Raw genomic sequence first — 19,759 nt, forward strand, 5'->3', positions numbered from 1 at the left:
TAATAATAAGAAGCCTGTAAATAGGTGAGTACTTACGGAGTCTGGCATGGTTCAAATTGTCATTGATGGAAAATATCGAGTCGTTGAAAAAGGGCTTACACTGCTTGAAGCCGCCAATGTATGCGGGGTAGAGATCCCTTCGCTTTGCGGTGCGAACAAAAGTGGTGAAAAAGTCCCTTGTGACTTGTGTGTGGTTGAAGTGGAAAGTGGCGGTATGAAGCGCGCCTGTGAACTTGAAGTTTACAGTGGCTTGAACGTAGTTACCCAATCTTCTCAGCTTAGCCAACATCGCCGCGATGCGCTCAATCGAATCATGACCGATCACTATGCTGACTGTGAAGCGCCTTGCAAAACAGCTTGCCCGGCAGGGGTGGATATTCAATCTTATCTGCACCACATCGCGCAAAACGATCATCAAAAAGCCATTGAAGTGATTAAACGTACGTTGCCAATGCCTTTGTCGATTGGCCGTGTGTGTCCTGCTTTTTGTGAAACTGAATGTCGCCGTGGCTTAGTGGATGACTCTATTGCTATTCGTCAATTGAAACGCCATGCCGCAGATGCCGATCTTGAAGCTCAGCAAGCGTACATTGCGCCAAAAAAACCAGATCGTAATAAGCGTATTGCGATTGTCGGTGCCGGTCCGGGCGGATTGACCGCAGGGTATTATCTCTCCAATGAGGGTTATCAGGTTAGCGTATTTGAATCTATGCCTCACGCGGGTGGCTGGTTACGTTACGGCATTCCTGAATATCGCTTACCTAAAGATATCTTAGACAAAGAAATTGAGCTGATGTGTCGCAATGGCATGTCGATAGAGTGTGATAAAAAGCTCGGTCGAGATTTTACTTTGTCTTCGCTCAGCGCCGATTTTGATGCCGTGTGTTTGGCTGTTGGCGCATCTAAAGCAGTAGAAATGAATTACACCGGTAGCGATTTAAACGGTTGTTACTTGGGCGTTGATTACCTAAAAGATTATGTGACTGACAAGCAGTATGTGACCGGTAAAAAAGTGGCGGTGATCGGTGGGGGCAATACCGCCATTGATTGCGCGCGCACAGCGGTTCGCGATGGCGCAGACACTACGTTGATTTACCGCCGTACTCGCGCCGAAATGCCAGCGGAAGATTATGAAATTGAAGAGGCAGAGCATGAAGGGGTGAAGTTTCATTTCTTGACCAATCCTTCGCAAAACCTTGCCGATGAAGTGGGGCATGTTAATGCCATCGTACTGGAAAAAATGGCGCTTGGGCCAGCGGATGCATCCGGTCGCCGCTCTCCGCAGTCAACGGGGGAGTTTTTTACCGAAGCGTTTGATACTGTGATTGCCGCGGTATCGCAAAAACCCGACCTCAGTTTTATGGACGATGAAAGCCTAGAGCTTCCTCTTACCCGCTGGAATACCGCCGAGGTGGATCCTAAAACATTACATAGCGGTACGGGCAATATTTTCAGCATTGGTGATTTTCGTCGCGGCCCTGCAACAGCGGTGGAAGCGGTGGCTGATGGTCGCATTGTAGCGCAAGCCATTGACCGTTTTTTTGACGGTGATATGCACAACATTCCAGTGACGCCATTTAACTCGCGTAAAGGTAAAAACTTGCGCCAAGTGGATTCACTGCATTTTCAAAATATCCAAAAAGTGGCGCGCTCGATAATGCCTGAGCTCACCAGTGAGCAGCGAGAGCAAAGCTTTGCTGAAGTTGAATTAGGCTTTGATAATCGCGAAGCAATGGCAGAGGCGGCGCGCTGTTTGGAGTGTGGCTGTCAGGCAAATACAGAATGCGACCTTCGTGATTACTCCACCGAATATGGCGCGTTGCAATCATTTGACGACGCGATAGAAATCAAATCAGATTCAGATTGGCAAGCGGTTCGCACTCGTGATACTCGCCAAAAATTCAGTGTCGATAGCAGTTCAGAATTTATTGTCTTTGATGCCAACCGCTGCATCAGTTGCGGGCAGTGTGTGCAAGCCTGTAGCGACCAAGCGGTGCACGGCGTACTTAGCTTTATGACCGACAAGGGCGGCCGTCCGGCTTCACGTCCTGAATGTCGTCCTAATTTTGGTGATAACCAAACACTGATGGGCGATTCAAACTGCGTTCAATGTGGCGCGTGCGTGCAAGTGTGTCCGACTGGCGCAATTATGGATGCGCGTGATAGAGCGCAAGGGCGCATCGAAACATTAAAAGTGGTTGATACCATTTGTACGTACTGCGGAGTAGGGTGCAAAGTCAGCATGCACGTGGATGAGCAGAGCAATCAGATCCGCTATGTGAAAGGCGGCAACTCTCCAGTCAACGAAGGAATGCTGTGCGTTAAAGGTCGATTTGGCTTTGATTTTGTCGGCAGTGATGCACGTTTAACTACGCCTTTGATTCGTAAAGATGGTCGCTTGCAACCTGCGTCATGGGAAGAGGCTATTGCGTTAATTGCCAATAAATTTAGCACTATTAAACAGACTTATGGCGGCAATGCGTTAGCGGGATTCTCCTCGGCAAAAACCACCAATGAAGATAACTATGCGTTCCAAAAATTTGTTCGTCGAGAGCTTGGAACCAACAATGTAGATCACTGTGCTCGCCTATGCCACGCCTCAACTGTTACCGGTTTGGAAGCCTCACTCGGTAGCGGGGCAATGACCAATGATATTCCGAGTATTCAATATTCGGATGTGATTTTTGTGATTGGCTCTGATACCACGGCCGCGCACCCAATAATTGCCTCACATATCAAGCAAGCGATTCGTCATAAAGGCGCACGTTTGATTGTGGCTGATCCTAAGAAAATTGCTTTGGCTGACCATGCCGAGCTGTATCTAGCGCAAAGACCGGGCACGGATGTGATGTTGTTAAACGGTGTGATGCAACAGATCATCAAAAACGGCTGGCATGACATGGCGTATATCGAAGAGCGTGTAGACGGCTTTGATACCTTGTTGCAAGAGGTGATGTCGCCAAGCTACGCCCTAGATAAAGTGGAGTTGGTCACTGGCATTAAAGCCAGCGATATTTATGCCATGGCTCGTATGATAGGAACGGCGAAACGTACTGCCGTGTATTACGCTATGGGCATTACCCAGCATACGACCGGGCATGACAATGTTCGTTCTATTGCCAACCTGCAATTGCTGTGTGGCAACATTGGCATTGAAGGTGGCGGTATTAACCCGCTACGTGGTCAATCCAATGTGCAGGGGGCTTGTGATATGGGGGCGTTGCCAAATAACTTCCCTGGTTATCAAAAGGTGTATAACCCACTGATACATCAAAAGTTTGCGATGGAATGGAACGCGCCTGATCTGCCCAATGAAGCCGGTTTAACCCTAACCGAAATTATTGATGCAGCGTGCAAACGTGAAGTGCGCGGTTTGTATGTGATGGGTGAAAACCCTGCGCTGAGCGACCCAGACCAAACTCACGTATTAGCAGGGCTTGAGTCATTAGATTTCTTAGTGGTGCAAGATATTTTCCTCACAGAAACCGCTGAGTACGCCGATGTGGTATTACCATCGTGTTCTTTCGCCGAAAAATCAGGTCATTTCACCAATACTGAACGCCGCGTACAGCGATTAAATCCTGTGGTCAATCCGCCGGGTGAAGCATTAGAAGATTGGGTGATTATCCAAAAAATCGCTAACGCTATGGGCGGCGGTTGGAATTATCAAAGTGTCAGTGATATCACCTATGAGATCACGCGAGTGACCCCGCAATATGCAGGGCTCGGCTGGGATGCGATACCCGCCAATGGCAAACACTGGCCAAGTAACAAAAATAATCCGCAAGGCACTCGCATCATGCATAAAGAGCAATTTATACGTGGGCGAGGGCAGATGGAGGCAATTCCGTTTCGTTATGCAGCGGAGCTTCCTGATGAGGAATATCCGTTAATTCTGACCACAGGGCGCATTTTAGAGCAGTTCCATACCGGCACTATGACTCGTAAAACCAAAGGCTTAGATAAGCTTGCGGGCCCAAGAGCTATGATCAGTGTCGCTGATGCCGAAGCACTCGATATTGGCAATGGTGATATGCTTACGGTCTCAACTCGCCGAGGTGAAATTGATATTGCGGCGTTTGTGACTAAGCGAATGCAACAAGGGGTGGTGTTTATTCCATTCCACTTTGTCGAATCACCAGTAAACCGGCTGACGAATACCGCCAAAGATCCGCACTCGAAAATTCCTGAGTTTAAGGTCGCTGCGGTGAAAGTGGTGAAGAAAGTGGCGCAAGAGATGTGCTAGCAGGAGAGTAACTGTATCGTATAAAAACCCAGAGTTGCAATGACTCTGGGTTTTTGTGATGAGTATAAACGGTTTATTGCGCTTCTATTCTTGAGTCGTGATGCTTGGATAGTCGTGATAACCCAACTGTTCAGAAATACGCTTACCTGCTGTTTGTAGCATGGCTACGTACTGAGGTTTACGCTCTATATCAAAGCGCACGGTCGGGAATGATACTGATACCGCGGCAATGGTATTGCCAAAGCGATCATAGATAGGAGCCGCAATACAACGTAGACCTGGTTCTTGTTCTTCGTTGTCTTCACCAAAGTGCTGCACTCGAACTTGTTCTATTTCCTGCATGAGCTGCTGAATGTTTTGATGCGTTTTTTCAGTATGCTGAACAAATTCGACGCCCTGCAAAACCGCTATTGCTTCTTCGTCGGATTTACCCGCTAGAAGAACCTTGCCAATGGCTGTGCTGTAAAGAGGGTTACGTCTACCTACACGAGAGTGCATACGTAAGTTATAGCTAGAATCAATTTTATGCAGATAAATAATCGCGCCTTCATCTAGAGCGCCTAAATGGACAGTCTCGTTGGTTAGGCGGGTGATTTCTTGCATTTCTTTATCTGCAATATCAATAAGATCCACGTACTCTAAGGCTTTTGCACCCAATTCGAATAACTTGAGTGTGAGTGCGTATTTTTCTGTTTCATCTTCTTGAGAGACAAAGCCCAACGTTTTCATGGTTTGTAAAAATCGATAGGTAGTTGCCTTGGACATCATTAAGCGTTGAGATAATTCAGAAACACTAATGTCTTTTTGCTCGGCCAATGCTTGTAAAATGCTAAACACCTTTAGAACCGATGATACGGCTTCAGGTCGAGTGGATTTGTCCATCCTAGTCCTTGTATTGATATTATTTTGGCTAAAGTATACAGGCAAAATTAGGGTGAGTCAGTTTTTTCAAAAACACCTTTCATTTTTTTTAAACAGCTCACAACCCTCAATTTATCAACGCATAGCAAGGTTCAGCGTAAATAAAGTGCTATGTTAAATAGACGTTATTTCACCATGATGAATACTATTTGTTTACTCAAGACAATGTAAAAACGCCATATTTTATTGTGAATCCCAAGGTTAATTAATGAACAGATATAAGCGCTATATGCAGGGTACGTTATTGCTCAGTTTTATTCTTAGTAGCAATTCGTTAGCTGGCGACTCTATTAACCTTACCGATATCGCCAATAATGGCATGCAAAACTGGCAGACTAAAATCCTGTCTGATACTACGCGTTACGATGTCACTGAGTATCTGGCTCAGCCAGCGGTTTTCGCCAGTAGCCACAATTCAGCTTCAGGATTAATACTAAAAAAACGAATCGATTTATTGGCTACCCCTTTTATGAACTGGTCTTGGGCAATCAAAACTCCGTTATCTGAGGTAGATGAAACTAAAAAAGAAGGCGATGATTTTGCCGCTAGAATATATATCGTCATCGATGGCGGAATGATGTTCTGGAGCACTAAATCCATCAGCTATATATGGTCAAGCGCCCAAGAAAAAGGTCAGATTTGGGACAACCCCTTCGCGGGTAGCAATGTAAAAATGTTGTCACTGCAAGACAAAAGCTCAAACATAGGTAAGTGGTATCAACAGAAACGAAATATCTATCAGGATTTAATGGCTGCATTTGGTGACAAAGGTAGCAAGAGTGCCAACCAGAAAAGCTACCGCTATATCGATATGGTGGCGATTATGACTGATACGGATAATAGTGGTGGACATGCTGAAGCTTATTATGGGGATATTGTTTTTTCTTCACGGTGATGTGGGAGAATTTAATCAGAGGCATGATATTTGGTGGAGTTCTTTTGTATTCATTTTTTTGCTGAAGCTAGGCCGGGCCAGATGCTATTTCTCTATTATTGAAATTCACTGACTCGCTTACCTTTTTTAATTTGCAATATATCCCAGATTAAGCGTAATCGTGCCATATATCTAAACTAGAGAGTGCTCAAATGAAATAAGGACAACAAGTATTTGAAAGTCGGGCTCTCTTAAAAATTGTCAGTTTTTAAGTTCAGTATCACAATTCAAGCTGTTGCTTAATACGAGACAAATCCGAACAGGTAAAATCTTAAGTATCAGATAGATATTATGAGATGAGGTATTTACTTGGACAAGCGAACTGTTTTAATCGTTGATGATAGTCAAGAAGTTCTTGATGCACTGAGTGAATATCTAGAAGTTGCAAATTTCAATGTTGTGACGGCACTCCATGGTGGTCAGATGTGGCAAGTTTTAGAGACGGTATCTCCTGATCTAATCATTCTCGATATCATGTTACCTGGTGATGATGGTTTAACCCTTTGCCAGAAACTAAGACATTCATCGCAAGTTCCCATCATTATGCTAACAGCAGTTACCGATGATGCGGATCGCATTGCAGGGTTAGAAATAGGTGCGGACGATTACATTACTAAGTCATTTAACCCCAGAGAGTTACTAGCGCGAATAAAAGCGTTACTTAGACGTTCAAGTTATACGAATAAACAAACCTCACGTTATATTCAGTTTATGGATTGGAAGTTTGATACCTTAAAACGAAATTTAGTCGGTACTAATGATGAAATTGTTGTTCTTTCTGGTTCTGATTTTAATCTTTTAACTTTAATGTTGAGCTCTCCGAATAAACTTCTCACTCGGGATGACATTGCACAAGCTCTATGGGGGCGTAATGCTGAACCACTTGAAAGAGGCATCGATGTTCAGGTAAGTCGCCTAAGAAAACAGATAGGTGACCACGATAGAAGTGTCATTATGAGCTTGCGAAATCAGGGCTATATGTTTGTTTCTGAACAGATGGAGTTTTAGCGTCTCAATGTTTGCTAAACTTCATTTCCAATCAATGGTATTCCGCATTACCTTTTCGATGCTTGCTGTTATTCTACTGGCAGAATTTTTTGTTGGTACTATATGGTATACAAGTACTTCTAACTCCAAAAAAGAATCGGCATGGAGTGCCATGTCTGCCATAACTCTATCAGCCGCCGATACAATAAATTACTTTGTAGATTTACCATTAAACTACAGACACTTGGTTCTTGAACAATTGAGAAATATTGGTGGGACGCGATTTTTTATATCCGTGAATAATCACTATATCGATATTAAGCCACTAGAAGACTATTCAATAGTCCAAAATATTGAATCCCATTCAACCGCTCTTTTATATGACAAATTGAACCATCAAAGTGATACATCGGTAGTTATCACTAAGAGAGAAGACTTAGTTGTTTTTGACTCAAAAATGAAAATAGACGATCTTCCAGCCCTATGGAGAGATTACACTTTAGTATTGGGGGAGCTTGATTTACCTATAGTTGTAATTCAAAAGAAATTAGACGATGGCCATTGGTTGTATATGGCTACTGTTTTGCCCTTATCTTTTAGTTCTCTCACAAATGTCATTATTGAAAGTAAGCAATTGTTGTTTTTATTGATAGTCACGATCCTTTTGTCATTTGTTTCTTATATTGTAACGCAAAAAGAAATTCGTCCTTTCCGCTCTTTAGCTAAATCAGCATCTTTAATGAGTGCGCAATTAGAGGTTGAGCAGATCAAGGAGGAGGGAAGCATTGAAACACGTGCTGCTATTCATGCGTTCAATAAAATGAATTATAGAATTAAATCTTATTTGAGAGATAGGGAGCTATTCTTTAATGCCGTATCTCACGATATTAAAACACCATTAGCCTGTTTAAAGCTCAGAACTGAAATGTTACCAGATGAAAAAACTCGCGGAAGATTTGAAAAGTTACTCAAAGATATGGAGCTTATGTTGAATGGAGCATTACAGTGTTTAAAAGACGAAGGTATACATGAAGAGTTAGAGTGGGTCGATATAATCGATGTCATTACTTTATGTTCTGAAATACATAATCAAAATGGGCGCAAGGTTTATATAGAATACAATAATAATGTCGAAATTTTCGGGAAACCATTGGCAATAAAACGATGTATATCAAATATAATTGAAAATGGCGTTAAATATGGAAACAAAGTGGACGTTTCAGTTGTAATTAAGAATAAACTTGCTTCTATTACTATACGTGACTATGGCGAAGGAATACCAACAGATAAGTTTGAAGAAGTATTTAAACCCTATAGTCGCTTAGATCCATTGTCTGTTGATGGCAGTGGTTTAGGTCTTTCCATTGCTAGAAATATAGCGCGTAACCACGGTGGAGACATTATCTTGTCTAACTCAAAAGACGAAGGGTTGATTGTTAAAATTACGTTGGAAAGTGTGAAATAACGATGAATAAATTAATTGGATTTCTATTATTTTTATCAAGTAGTGCTTTTTCAGAAGAAATTGAGTTTTTACATTGGTGGACCTCAAAAGGTGAATTATCAGCACTATCTGTAATCGAAGACAGATTTGATGATTCTCAATACGTTATTAAAAGTGACCCGATAGTCGGCGGAGGTGGAAGAGTAGCGAAAAGCACATTGCAATTTAGAGCTATTGCAGGTAATCCACCCGACATGGCTTTGATGGAGGGCCCTGCTATTTCTTCTTGGGCTGCTTTAGGCTTTCTATTGGAATTAGATGATATTGCAGAAATAAACACATGGGATAGATTTCTATATGATGATATAAAAAGTATTAATAAATATGGTGGGAAGTATGTAGCGATTCCATTAAATATTCATCGGTTAAACTGGATGTGGATTAATAATGAAGTATTAACCAAATTTGATCTAGACGTTCCACATAATTGGGATTCATTAATTAATGTCTTAAATACTTTAAAAAGTTCAGGAGTAGAACCAATTGCTTTAGGTAATGATCAATGGCAAATAGTTCAATTGTTCGAAAATATTGCGTTTGGTGTTGGTGGACCAGATTATTACATGAAAGCATTTGTAGATCGTGATGAGAATTTTCTTGGAAGCGAAACAACAGAACTTGTATTTAAACGTTTTAGGGAAATTAGCAAAATAAATTCCTCCTCATTACCTACTATGACATGGGATGAAGGTGTAGCGGCTTTAATTCGTGGTGATAGAGCTTTTCAGTTTACGGGAGACTGGGCTCTAGGTGAAATGTTAAATAATAAAATTGATATTCCAGAACACATTTTGTGCATGCCCTTTCCTTCAATAAAACCAGGTTTTATTTATAACTCTGATAGCTTGGTTTTCTTTAAGAAATTCTCAGAAAAAGAAAAGTTCCCAGAGAGTATATTAGAAAAAATATCTTCTCCTTTATTTATAAAAGAAATGAACAAAAGAAAGGGTAGCATTCCTGCCCAGCATAATATATCAATTGATGATTTCTCAGAATGCCAGAAAAAATCCTATTCAGACTACCATCAAGCAAAAAGAGATAATGCTATTGTGCCTAGTATTGTAGATTCAATGGCTGTTGACCCGGTAATTCAAAATGCAGTAGCTAATGAGGTATATCGGTACTTTCTTGACGAATCAATCGACACTCAAAAGGTCATTCATCGCTTATTAAGTATTCGAGTGAAGAGACTACATTAGGTCAGAATTTTAACTTTGGATAATACTTTCTATCAGCTATCAGCTATCAGCTATCAGTTTGTAAGTGAATAACTTACAAACTGATAGCTAAATGTAACCTTGAACATAATTTGTAGTGCTATTTTACCTTTGATTAAACGTGAAATTAAAAAGGATTATAACTATGTTCAACAACCTTAAGAGTGCATTATCCCGCCTCTCTTCTATTGGGAAAGCCTTGATGCTCCCAATATCGATACTTCCTGCTGCAGGTCTATTGCTCGCATTTGGTGCCAAGTTTGATCTACCCCTTATGATGAGAGCGGGTGGGATTATATTTGACAATTTATCGTTACTATTTGCCGTAGGTGCTGCCGTTGGTTTAACTAAAGAATCAGGAATTGCAGCACTAGCTGCTATTGTTGCTATGTTGGTAATGAATGCAACAATGGGTACATTTTTGGGAATTACCCCGGAAATGGCTATGGCTGGTGGTAAATATGCGATGGTAATGGGTATTCCATCGCTGCAAACGGGAGTATTTGGAGGTCTGATTGCGGGTGTTCTTGCTGCAGTAATGTATCAAAAATTCTTCAATACCAAGCTACCAGATTTCCTAGGATTTTTTGCTGGTAAGCGGTTTGTTCCTATCGTTACGGCTTTTGCTGCTTTCTTAATAGGTCTTGTTTTACCTCATATTTGGTCTTATATACAGTCGGGAATTGATGCTCTTTCTCATATGGCCAATGGCGGTAATATGTATGTCTCTACTTTCATTTATGGCTTTATGGAGAGAGCATTAATCCCTGTTGGTCTTCATCATATCTTTTATAGCCCTTACTGGTTCTCTTTTGGTGAATATACTTCTGCATCAGGTGCTATTGTAAATGGTGATCATACGATTTGGTTCAAAATGCTTGAGGACGGTGTTCGAAACTTCTCTACTGAAGAGTATCAATCTGCTGGGAAGTTTCTATCTGGTAACTTTGCTATCTATATGTTCGCTTTTCCTGCTGCGTGTTTGGCAATGTACCACGAAGCCAATGACAAAAATAAGAAGATTGCAGCCGGTATTTTAGGATCAGCTGCTCTAACATCATTTGTAACAGGGATCACTGAGCCGGTTGAATTCGCTTTCATTTTTGTTGCTCCGTTACTTTACGTATTCTCAGCGATTATGGCTGGTGTATCTTATGCGGTTACATATGCGTTAGAAGTGCATATTGGTAAGACGTTCTCAGCTGGAGTGATTGACTTTATCTCATTTGGAATATTGCCATCAATGGATGGGTTTAATACAAACTGGATTTATGTCATTGCTTGGGGAACGGTGATGGCGACGATATACTATAGTGTTTTCCGTTTCGCCATTCGCAAATTTAACTTCAAAACTGTTGGTAGAGATGACAATGAAGTGCAAGCCGTTAATATTACAAACGAAGAATTAGCTAGAGAGCTTATTCCTTTGATTGGTGGAAAGTCAAATATCACCAATATTGGTGCATGTATTACAAGACTACGTTTAGAGTTGAAAGACTTAACAGTTGTTGATGATGAGGCTATTAAATCTCTTGGAGCTATGGGTGTTATACGAGTTGGTTCTACTGGCTTACAAATAATCCTTGGCTCAAAAGCCCAATTTGTCGCTGATATTATCACGCAATCTAATGATACCAGCGAAGAACAAATGGTCGCCTATCCATAATTTGGAACAGTAATTGGCTATTTTCTTCTGCTGTAGCCAATTCGCATTTAGGCTTGGGGGTATTCATATACGAATACCCCAATAAAGTGTTAATCCAAAGAAGTATTTACTTCACCTCATACCTCAGCAACACTTCATTATCCAAAACCACATTCGTTGACCAGATAAAGTGCGCTCCTGCGCCGCTGAATTTTTCAATGAAGTTCATGTAGGATCTTTTATTATTTACGCCAATTTCATCTTCTGTATAGAGGGTGGCTTTAGGCCATGAAGCTGAATCAAACTCTTTATTCATCCAATTACTTGGTGTTTCCCAGTGGGCGGCGTAGGCGTTTTCGCCATTATTGGAGCCTTTTGTGGTGCAGGTATTCGATAGGCGTTTGCCATCAACTTCATTTAAACAGGTTAAATCATAGATAGGTGCGGTATAAAATGTTTGGGCTTGCCAGTTAGAGTTGGTCACTGTTCCATCACTAAAGCTTGCGATGAAGCCGCCGTCGCCGGGGTGATGCGCCGTTCCTCTACTATATTCTGTACCTACACCTAAGTTTTCTTCCCAATCAATCACTTTCACGGCAATTGTATAAGGTTTACTGACTTTAAATTTCACAATACTGGAGTTAAAAGGCGTGAAAGGCACGGAATCGACGGCGATCAGTTGTCCATTTATGTATAGCTCAAAGTAGTTGTCCGCAAAAATATAGCCAGTAATTTCTTCTCCGTCAGGGTCAACAACTGCAACAGGTACTGAGTCTTGATCAACGTTGGCGATACTTCGAGGGGTGATGTTGGCGCACTGATCATAAAGATCGACCGCTTTTGTTGCATTAGTAAAATGGTTTTTGGCTGGTACAGTCCAAACTTTCCCATCAGCATCGGTAATTTCACCAACACCTGCAACACGGCTTCTGCCATTGTCACAATTAAAAAGATTCGCTTTGATGGTTTTTGCTAGCCCTTGGGTAATACTGGCTGAACCTTTGTAATCACTAATCTTGCTACTCGCCACTACGTCAGATGACGGAGAGCAGCCTGTTGCCAATAATAGGACTGATGAAAGGGTGGTGATTTTGTTGTTTTTAATGCCCATTGGTGAGTGCTCAATAATAGATAGACTACTTTAGTGTAGTTGCATATTGCGCAGGAGCAATCGTTTTGAAGTAAGGTAATCGTGTTTTTTATCAATGGTTTACCTATTCAAAGGCGAGCGAGGATGTTTAGCGTCTGGCGTAATTAATAGCAAGGTTAATCCTTGAACCTTGCTACGTGTGATTTGATTTACTTTACTGCTGTACTATTAGCGTTTTCGAGGTTTATCGCTTGTTGTTGAATCGACATAATATTAAGCGTTGTATTGATATCTTTGGCTACGTTGGATAACCAATTTCTACTGCATAACGGTCTTTTGGCTTGTCCATTATACACAGGTGCTTGGTTATGATTATCTTGATTAATTGTTATCACTTCATCTGTAAATGTAATCTTTAGATTACATTTGTTTAGCGACATTTCGAAAGAATCTGAAGTTTGATTAACAATGTTCCATTGACGTAAAGACACAAGTTCTAACAGCTTCAGTTTTGTGTTTAATTGGCTTTGAGTGACTGCGGGAAGTGATATTGCTTTGTATTCGTGCCAAGTCGTATTTGTTTCACTGGCCGCTTGCGCGTAGAAGCCGATCATTAAGCTCATTATTGCTATTAACTTTTTCATATTCTTGGTCTTCGGTAATTAAAAAACGAGGAATCGTAGCATTGTGCAAGGCCTTGTCAATGTCCTACTCGGCAATGATAATTTCCGTTATTTGTTTGCATTAAACCTTAATGACTACGATCGGGATTCGTATCTTTGGTGTTGAACTTAACGTTGCGAATGCTGAATAGGAAAAGTAAGGTGCTAATATACACAATCAACTGCATTAAGCTGGGTTTTTCGGTATAACCCAAAATAACGTGCATGATTAATGCTAGCCAATTGCTGTGGTGATCAAAGTAAGGGGTGGTGTTCCAAACTTGTGGGATAATTGACGGCAGGACGTTGATGCTGGTTAATTTTGCTACAGCATGTGCGGCGATGCCGGCGGTTAGAAAGCTCATCAGTATAGGAAAAATATCAACGACTATGTTGGCATCAATCAGGAGCAAAGCGGCATATGCGATGGCTCCTATCACGATAGTCTGCACAATACCTAATACACTACCTATGATGATAGAGGCGTGCGTAATATCGGACTGATGCACTAAGTTAAGCAGGAAAAACGCTACGCTGAATCCGTTAAGCAGTATGGTGGATATCGCGATTAATAGTAAGGCCACTAGAGTGCAATAGCCTTTCAAAGGCTTGATTGTATTGGCTTGGTTATTCGTAGGGTAAGGCTTTGACTGGATAGCAATAATCGTTGAGCCTATCAGGCCACTGGATAAAATAAGCAGTAGCGCTTGAGTTAATTTGGATTGGAATATGGTCGCAAGCCAAATATTTGAAAGTGCAAAAGTGGCGAGTAAGATGGCGGTGGCAATGCCAATCATACAGCCAGAAAAGAGCCATTTTTTTGCACCAATAATTGATTTGGTACTCAGTAAAAGCAGAGTGATAATAAGCGCAATATCAATCCCTTCCTTGGATACAATCGCCATACTCGCAAACATAAACATCCTTGTTAAAAACTCATTAAGTTTTATTTCTAAACTGCATTGTCACTACAATGGGCGTCTAGTTACAGATAGAAATCATAAAACTTATTTGTCATATTTAAGGTGTAGATTTAGCAGTGTGGTTAGCCGTGAATTTTAACGTGTATTATAGGTAAATGGGCAGGATCAATAGTGTGCTATACATAAGTACAGCACACCTTAATTTTTCTAAACGCTTTGATTGTGTTCGAAGTATAGTTACAACGTAAGCCTAATAATGACATCTAGCATTTTATCAAAGCAGGGCCCGAGATCGTTTTCATTTTGCGCAAAGCAATATAAACCTTGTTTTTGATCTGCTTGGAACTCGTCAGCGGTGGCCGCTCTTCCTTGCATGCTGGGATCATTAGCCATTCGATAGAGCATATCTTCACCAGTACCGTGTCCCATATCATCTAACAGCGCATCCCCAAGACCAAGAGTAAATACATACACCCCATCTTCTCTGGCTTGATAGGCCATTTTTTCGGGAAGATCTCGCGATATATGACGCATCACGTCTTTAAAATCTTCCTTATCATCGGAGTCGCCCGAATAGGTGTAAGTCGTGTTGCCTGCTCTCGGTCCGCCAAGCAAAGAAAAGCCTTGATAGTTGTCAGTGTTCGAGATGCTGACATATTTATATATATCGTCACCATCGCTATCATTATTGGAACTCATGGTGGTGCCGTTTTGTAAAACATAAGACATGCGTTCACGCATTTTGTTTGGAGCCCACAAACCTCTTGCTTCGCTACCGGTGGTTGATATAGCGGCAAGATAAGTATTGTTATTATCGACGACAAAGTTGGAAGTAAATGTATTGGGTGCACCATCGGTGAATATCACAATCACTTTCAGATTAGCCGATAAGCTATCGTTACTGTCAAACTCTGCGTAACCTTGATAGAAACCTTCGGCGGTATTGGTGTAATGGTTGCTGCCACTAGTGCTGTAGGTCATGGCATCAATTTTTTGTTCTACATCGCTACTGCTATAGTTGCGCTGAACTGTATTGAAAGGCACAACGGCATTTGCCCCATAACCGTATTGGGTGACCGCTACTCGATCAAATTCGGGGTTAAAGTTACTTAAAAAGTCTTTAGAACGTTGCTGAACAACATCAAATACGTCGCTAAGTGATCCCGAGTTATCAATAACCAGTGAGATATCAACAGGGCGGCGAATGGTTTGTGCTTCAACGCCAATAGGCCAGTTATCAAAGCCTAACAGGCGGATGAATGAGGTGGGCATATCGGCGCTAGCGTTAAGGGATATTGAAATATTGCCTTCATCATCATAGGTAAATGTTGGCGTTGATAGAGATGGATTACTGCTTTGCAATGCTTGCGAAATATTCACGTCAAAATATTTTTGAGCCGCAGCCATTGCATTGGCCTCTCTTATTGTTTGACTTGCGCCAGATGAAACGGCTCTGGCTGCCGCGATACCTGCGGCGTCAACGGCGGCAAATAACTTAGCTTGCATGCTATAGGCTCTGCCTGAATCAATGGCTAACCCTGCCATGATCAGTAAAAAAGGGAGTGCCACTACAGTAAGTAATACCGCTAGTCCTTGCTGGTATTTATTTGCTTGTAGGTACGTTGTGGGTCGGTTTGAGCGAGTCTTATCCATAATGACTCCTTATAAATAGGTAATTTCCTTGATAGTAAAATCGCTATCAAAGATAAGAGTCGAAATTGGCGAATAACGGTACATGACTTCGACAACGTATACCGATTCACCACTGTCTAGCTGTAAGGGAAAATTGGTCAGCACGGGATCAGAGTCCATATCGCAAATCCCGTTATCATCGCCAGTCCATTGCGTGCAGCCACTCCAAGTTGAACTGCTTGCGGTATAGCCAAAATCACCCCAGCGATACTGCTGGTTTAGTACCGGATCAAGAGGGTTACCATTGTTATCTTCTCTACCAACCACTAAGTTTATGTAAATGATGCCATCTTGATTTAAGTCTAAAGGATCAGATGTGGAGGCAATGGTGTCCATTACCTGCTCGGGAGTTTGCGAGCTGTTACGAGAAATTAGATTGGCCCCTTCACGGCTAATACTGATGATAATGTTGTTGGCTTGAATGACCTGAGTGAGCTCAAAGACGCCCATCATAATGATCAGCAAGATAGGCACAATGAAAGTCATTTCAACGGATGCGAGTCCGAGATTTTTTCGATGGGAGAGTCTCTTGTTCATTATCATTCCCTCATTAAAATGCTTCGTTTTTCATTGCGGTCTTGACGACAAATTTGTATTTCCCGTCACTGAGTAGTGGGTAAATGATGGGACTGAATGTTGGCCATTCACAGTCAATCTCAAGAACAATGGCGTCACCAGAGGCACCAAAGGTTCCATCATTGATGTAGCTGCCGTTAGAGCTGACTTTGATACCGTTATTGGTGACAACCTTAGATAAAAGGCCGTTTGAGGAAAGGTCTATTTTTTGTAAAATGGCTTTGCCACGCTCTTGGTTGCCGTCTTCATCTTCATCCGGATCCAAGTCAGTTCGTCCAGTTATTGCGTAGCGGGCGCCCTCACGGACTGCATGCTGCATGGTTAATTTCACATATCCATAAAGGGCGAAATCGACGATAGTAAACAGTAAAGCGAACAGCAGGGTGGCAACGATAGCAAATTCTATTAATGCGATACCAGCTTGTTTGGTTTGTTTTCTTACTCCTTGATAAAGGGACACGATTGATTCTCCATAGTGTGCTCTCGCGCGATCATAAATTTCAACATTAAGGTGAATAAAGCACCTTTACTGTTATCAAATGATACTCATTTTGGTTAAAAAACATTCAATTAATGAATAGTTCAAACCTTGGCTATGTTCAAGAGGCGAAAAATTCACCAAATTGTATTTTACGTGACTTATTGCTGTTTCTTTTTGAATTACAGAAAGATGCAAGTTATGAACTTTTTATTAATAAAAGAAGTTTTTTTTCATCTTGCTCGAATATGCATCAGTAAGTGTGTCAACGATAATTTTTAACGGGCTTAAATTTTGTGCTGTTAGAGTCTGACTTTGCTCACTGAACGTGAATTTTGTGCGTGCGCTTTCATAGCGCTATAGGTATGGTGTTTAGTGTGATTTGAGTCTATTGCTGATAGGGAGAAGTAGTATGAAATTAGCAAAGTGTTTGATGGCACGTCACAATGCCAATATGACCGAAGAACAACGCAGAGAGAACGCAAGGACGTTGCCAAAATTTCTGTTGTTTTTTAGTGCTCTAGTTGGATGGTGTTCAATAGTTGTTTATTCAACATTAATCCATTAGTCGTTATCACAAACTAAACGCCAGTGAATTAAAAGAGGCGTCGCGCCTCTTTTAGTATTAATACCAATCGTACTAAATAACTGGTCATTCTAGCTTATTAAAATGTTCGATAACGGCGTTAGAATTTTTGATTGTAGAATAACTACTTATCGAAAAATTCTGCCTTGTCCTCGAGCATTTTTCCTGCGCTAGCTCTGATCACTTACTTAGTGTGATTGGTATAACTCTTTTAACGCCCTTCTAGATATCTTTTCGATTACTATTTTCTACAGTGTGGCACTAGTGAAATATTACTTTAGCCATCTAGACGTTTACATGTTCGTGCGGGCACTGTATGTTAATAACGTTATAGATCACTAGGATAGATGATGTTAGAGCTAAAACATTTAAGAACCATTCAAGGATTAGCCAAGTTTGGCTCTATTGCCGCGTGCGCTGAAAATCTACATATCACTCAATCCGCTATCTCTCATCAGCTTAAAGAGCTGGAAGTGCGTATTGGTGCGCAACTGTTTTATCGCAAGACCAAACCAATCAAGTTTACCTCGCAAGGGCAAGTGGTGATTACTCTCGCCAATAGCGTATTGCCTCAAATTGCCGCCGCAGAGAAACAGCTTAATCAACAAGAACTGAGCTCTCGTTTCACGTTGGCTATAGATTGTCATAGCTGCTTTCAGTGGCTACTGCCTACTATTAAACAATTTCAAAAATCATTTACCGCGTTGGATGTAGACTTAGAATCGGGCTTTCATCAACATCCACTTGAGCGATTATTGGCCGGTGAGATTGATGTCATGATCACCTCCGATGTTGAATCGAGAGGGGATTTGCACTTTTTACCGCTATTTGGCTACGAATTGCAGTTGGTCATGAGCAATGATCACCCGCTGGTGGCTTTGCCAAGTATCAGCCCAAGCGATCTTACCTCGCAAGTGTTGATCACTTACCCAGTGGATAAACGACGTATGGATGTTTACAACTTATTCTTGAAACCGAATAATTGTGAGCCGTTAAAGTGGAAAAAAGTGGATAACACCTCCACCTTATTGCAAATGGTATCGGGCGGCTTTGGGGTTGCAGCGCTACCGGAATGGGCTGTGCGTACTTTCGAAAATCAAGAACTGATTGCAACTCGTCCTTTAGGGGAGGGGATCCGCCGTCACTTGTATGCTTGCGTTCGCGTGGCCGATAAAGAGTGTGACCACATACAAGCATTTGTTGATATGACCCGACAAATGAACACCAATCACAGCGTAATTGGCTGAACAACGAGCAAGCGACATTGAAAAATTCTATATAAATATCAATGTTTGTTCGCTAAGTGTGCAGTAACTTAATATTCGTTCGAGAAAATACACTTTTGAGATTAATCTGCTCACGATTCTGATATATGATTACGCCATCACAAGCTAGGGACTTAGTAATGCTTAAAAATATACAGATGATCATGAATGTTTTTCTGGTCATGTTAAACACGGCCTTCACTTCATTTGTGGTTAGTATTTTGGCAATTATCAAATTTGTTTTGCCATTTATGGGAGTGAAAGTCGCCATGAGTAAATTGGCGAACAAACAAATGTGGTTGTGGGCAACCCTTAATTTGTGGTTGCTGAATGTGAACAACAAGATTGATTGGCAAATAGAAGGTGGTGAAAACCTGTCTAAAGATCAATGGTATCTATTGATTTCCAATCATTTAAGTTGGGCTGACATTGTGATTTTGTCATCGGTAATGAAAGACAAAATCCCAATGGGGAAATTCTTATTGAAGCATAGTCTTTTATACGTGCCGTTTGTAGGCTTAGCGTGTTGGGGGCTAGATATGCCTTTCATGCGTCGTCATTCGCATGAATATTTGGTTCGTCATCCTGAGCGTCGAAATGATGATTTTGATGCTATCAATAAAGCTTGTGAAAAGTTTCGACGTGTTCCGACTACTATGATCAGCTTTGCTGAAGGTACACGTGCTAGCCAAGAAAAAATGGCAACCGCTAAAACGCCGTATCAACACCTGCTGAAACCAAAAACGGGTGGTGTCGCCTTTACCTTAAACGCAATGAATGAGTTGCTCAATGGTGTGGTTGACGTGACTTTGGCATACCCAGAAAACCGTGAAAATCCATTTGATGATCTGTTAAAAGGGCGCATGACCAAAGTTGTGGTCAAAATCAAGCTCCATGAAATAGATGAAAACTTGAGTGGTGACTACTTTAATGATAAGACCTTCAAAAGAGGCTTCCATCGTTGGTTAAACAGTGTCTGGCAAGAAAAAGATGAGTACCTACAAGGCGTATACTCTGCAAATAAAGACTAACG

15 protein-coding genes are annotated in these 19,759 nt (G+C 41.4%); 8 read left to right on the forward strand and 7 right to left on the reverse strand.

The window, feature by feature from the left end; genetic code table 11:
- Positions 1-46 precede the first annotated feature (46 nt).
- The gene (fdhF, locus tag OCU38_RS04745) at positions 47-4,246 is read left to right on the forward strand and encodes a formate dehydrogenase subunit alpha (protein WP_261823959.1); all 4,200 of its coding nucleotides are present in this window, start codon (positions 47-49) and stop codon (positions 4,244-4,246) included.
- 84 nt (positions 4,247-4,330) lie between these two features.
- Here fdhF and kdgR read toward each other — a convergent pair whose 3' ends face one another.
- Entirely contained in the window at positions 4,331-5,128 is a 798-nt protein-coding gene (gene kdgR / locus OCU38_RS04750) for a DNA-binding transcriptional regulator KdgR (RefSeq protein WP_261823960.1), read from the reverse strand.
- A 247-nt stretch (positions 5,129-5,375) separates the two neighbouring features.
- On the opposite strand from kdgR, the gene OCU38_RS04755 reads away from it, so the two are divergent.
- From OCU38_RS04755 to OCU38_RS04775, 5 genes are all read left to right on the forward strand, one after another.
- Positions 5,376-6,062, forward strand: coding sequence for a DUF3047 domain-containing protein (locus tag OCU38_RS04755; protein ID WP_261823961.1), 687 nt, complete (start codon positions 5,376-5,378; stop codon positions 6,060-6,062).
- 348 nt (positions 6,063-6,410) lie between these two features.
- Entirely contained in the window at positions 6,411-7,109 is a 699-nt protein-coding gene (locus OCU38_RS04760; protein WP_261823962.1) for a response regulator transcription factor, read from the forward strand.
- Positions 7,110-7,116: 7 nt separating this feature from the next.
- The gene (locus tag OCU38_RS04765; RefSeq protein WP_261823963.1) at positions 7,117-8,553 is read left to right on the forward strand and encodes an ATP-binding protein; all 1,437 of its coding nucleotides are present in this window, start codon (positions 7,117-7,119) and stop codon (positions 8,551-8,553) included.
- A 2-nt stretch (positions 8,554-8,555) separates the two neighbouring features.
- Positions 8,556-9,791 (forward strand): ABC transporter substrate-binding protein, encoded by a 1,236-nt coding sequence (locus OCU38_RS04770; protein WP_261823964.1) that lies wholly within the window; start codon positions 8,556-8,558, stop codon positions 9,789-9,791.
- Positions 9,792-9,954: 163 nt separating this feature from the next.
- The gene (locus tag OCU38_RS04775) at positions 9,955-11,475 is read left to right on the forward strand and encodes a PTS transporter subunit EIIC (RefSeq protein ID WP_261823965.1); all 1,521 of its coding nucleotides are present in this window, start codon (positions 9,955-9,957) and stop codon (positions 11,473-11,475) included.
- Positions 11,476-11,581: 106 nt separating this feature from the next.
- Here OCU38_RS04775 and OCU38_RS04780 read toward each other — a convergent pair whose 3' ends face one another.
- The 6 genes from OCU38_RS04780 to OCU38_RS04805 form a co-directional block, all read right to left on the reverse strand.
- Positions 11,582-12,565, reverse strand: a complete 984-nt coding sequence (locus tag OCU38_RS04780) for a hypothetical protein (protein ID WP_261823966.1) — start codon at positions 12,563-12,565, stop codon at positions 11,582-11,584.
- Between the two features lie 188 nt (positions 12,566-12,753).
- Positions 12,754-13,188, reverse strand: a complete 435-nt coding sequence (locus OCU38_RS04785) for a hypothetical protein (RefSeq protein WP_261823967.1) — start codon at positions 13,186-13,188, stop codon at positions 12,754-12,756.
- A 107-nt stretch (positions 13,189-13,295) separates the two neighbouring features.
- On the reverse strand, positions 13,296-14,123 hold the full coding sequence (locus OCU38_RS04790) for an FTR1 family protein (protein WP_261823968.1): 828 nt from the start codon (positions 14,121-14,123) through the stop codon (positions 13,296-13,298).
- A 243-nt stretch (positions 14,124-14,366) separates the two neighbouring features.
- Positions 14,367-15,782: a vWA domain-containing protein gene (locus tag OCU38_RS04795; RefSeq protein WP_261823969.1), complete on the reverse strand. Its 1,416-nt coding sequence runs from the start codon at positions 15,780-15,782 to the stop codon at positions 14,367-14,369.
- Between the two features lie 9 nt (positions 15,783-15,791).
- Positions 15,792-16,358, reverse strand: coding sequence for a TadE/TadG family type IV pilus assembly protein (locus OCU38_RS04800; RefSeq protein WP_261823970.1), 567 nt, complete (start codon positions 16,356-16,358; stop codon positions 15,792-15,794).
- Positions 16,359-16,371: 13 nt separating this feature from the next.
- Positions 16,372-16,857, reverse strand: coding sequence for a TadE/TadG family type IV pilus assembly protein (locus OCU38_RS04805; protein WP_261823971.1), 486 nt, complete (start codon positions 16,855-16,857; stop codon positions 16,372-16,374).
- 954 nt (positions 16,858-17,811) lie between these two features.
- On the opposite strand from OCU38_RS04805, the gene OCU38_RS04810 reads away from it, so the two are divergent.
- Both OCU38_RS04810 and OCU38_RS04815 read left to right on the forward strand, forming a co-directional pair.
- The gene (locus OCU38_RS04810; RefSeq protein ID WP_261823972.1) at positions 17,812-18,708 is read left to right on the forward strand and encodes a LysR substrate-binding domain-containing protein; all 897 of its coding nucleotides are present in this window, start codon (positions 17,812-17,814) and stop codon (positions 18,706-18,708) included.
- Positions 18,709-18,866: 158 nt separating this feature from the next.
- Positions 18,867-19,757, forward strand: coding sequence for an acyltransferase (locus tag OCU38_RS04815; RefSeq protein ID WP_261823973.1), 891 nt, complete (start codon positions 18,867-18,869; stop codon positions 19,755-19,757).
- Positions 19,758-19,759 lie beyond the last annotated feature (2 nt).

The sequence above is a fragment of the Vibrio neonatus genome, from assembly GCF_024346975.1.
Classification (GTDB): domain Bacteria; phylum Pseudomonadota; class Gammaproteobacteria; order Enterobacterales; family Vibrionaceae; genus Vibrio; species Vibrio neonatus.

Coding starts and splice junctions, on each gene's coding strand:
- fdhF (WP_261823959.1), top strand. CDS start 47: ATGGTTCAAATTGTCATTGATGGAAAATATCGAGTCGTTGAAAAAGGG.
- kdgR (WP_261823960.1), bottom strand. CDS start 5,128: ATGGACAAATCCACTCGACCTGAAGCCGTATCATCGGTTCTAAAGGTG.
- OCU38_RS04755 (WP_261823961.1), top strand. CDS start 5,376: ATGAACAGATATAAGCGCTATATGCAGGGTACGTTATTGCTCAGTTTT.
- OCU38_RS04765 (WP_261823963.1), top strand. CDS start 7,117: ATGTTTGCTAAACTTCATTTCCAATCAATGGTATTCCGCATTACCTTT.
- OCU38_RS04770 (WP_261823964.1), top strand. CDS start 8,556: ATGAATAAATTAATTGGATTTCTATTATTTTTATCAAGTAGTGCTTTT.
- OCU38_RS04775 (WP_261823965.1), top strand. CDS start 9,955: ATGTTCAACAACCTTAAGAGTGCATTATCCCGCCTCTCTTCTATTGGG.
- OCU38_RS04780 (WP_261823966.1), bottom strand. CDS start 12,565: ATGGGCATTAAAAACAACAAAATCACCACCCTTTCATCAGTCCTATTA.
- OCU38_RS04785 (WP_261823967.1), bottom strand. CDS start 13,188: ATGAAAAAGTTAATAGCAATAATGAGCTTAATGATCGGCTTCTACGCG.
- OCU38_RS04790 (WP_261823968.1), bottom strand. CDS start 14,123: ATGTTTGCGAGTATGGCGATTGTATCCAAGGAAGGGATTGATATTGCG.
- OCU38_RS04795 (WP_261823969.1), bottom strand. CDS start 15,782: ATGGATAAGACTCGCTCAAACCGACCCACAACGTACCTACAAGCAAAT.
- OCU38_RS04800 (WP_261823970.1), bottom strand. CDS start 16,358: ATGAACAAGAGACTCTCCCATCGAAAAAATCTCGGACTCGCATCCGTT.
- OCU38_RS04810 (WP_261823972.1), top strand. CDS start 17,812: ATGTTAGAGCTAAAACATTTAAGAACCATTCAAGGATTAGCCAAGTTT.
- OCU38_RS04815 (WP_261823973.1), top strand. CDS start 18,867: ATGCTTAAAAATATACAGATGATCATGAATGTTTTTCTGGTCATGTTA.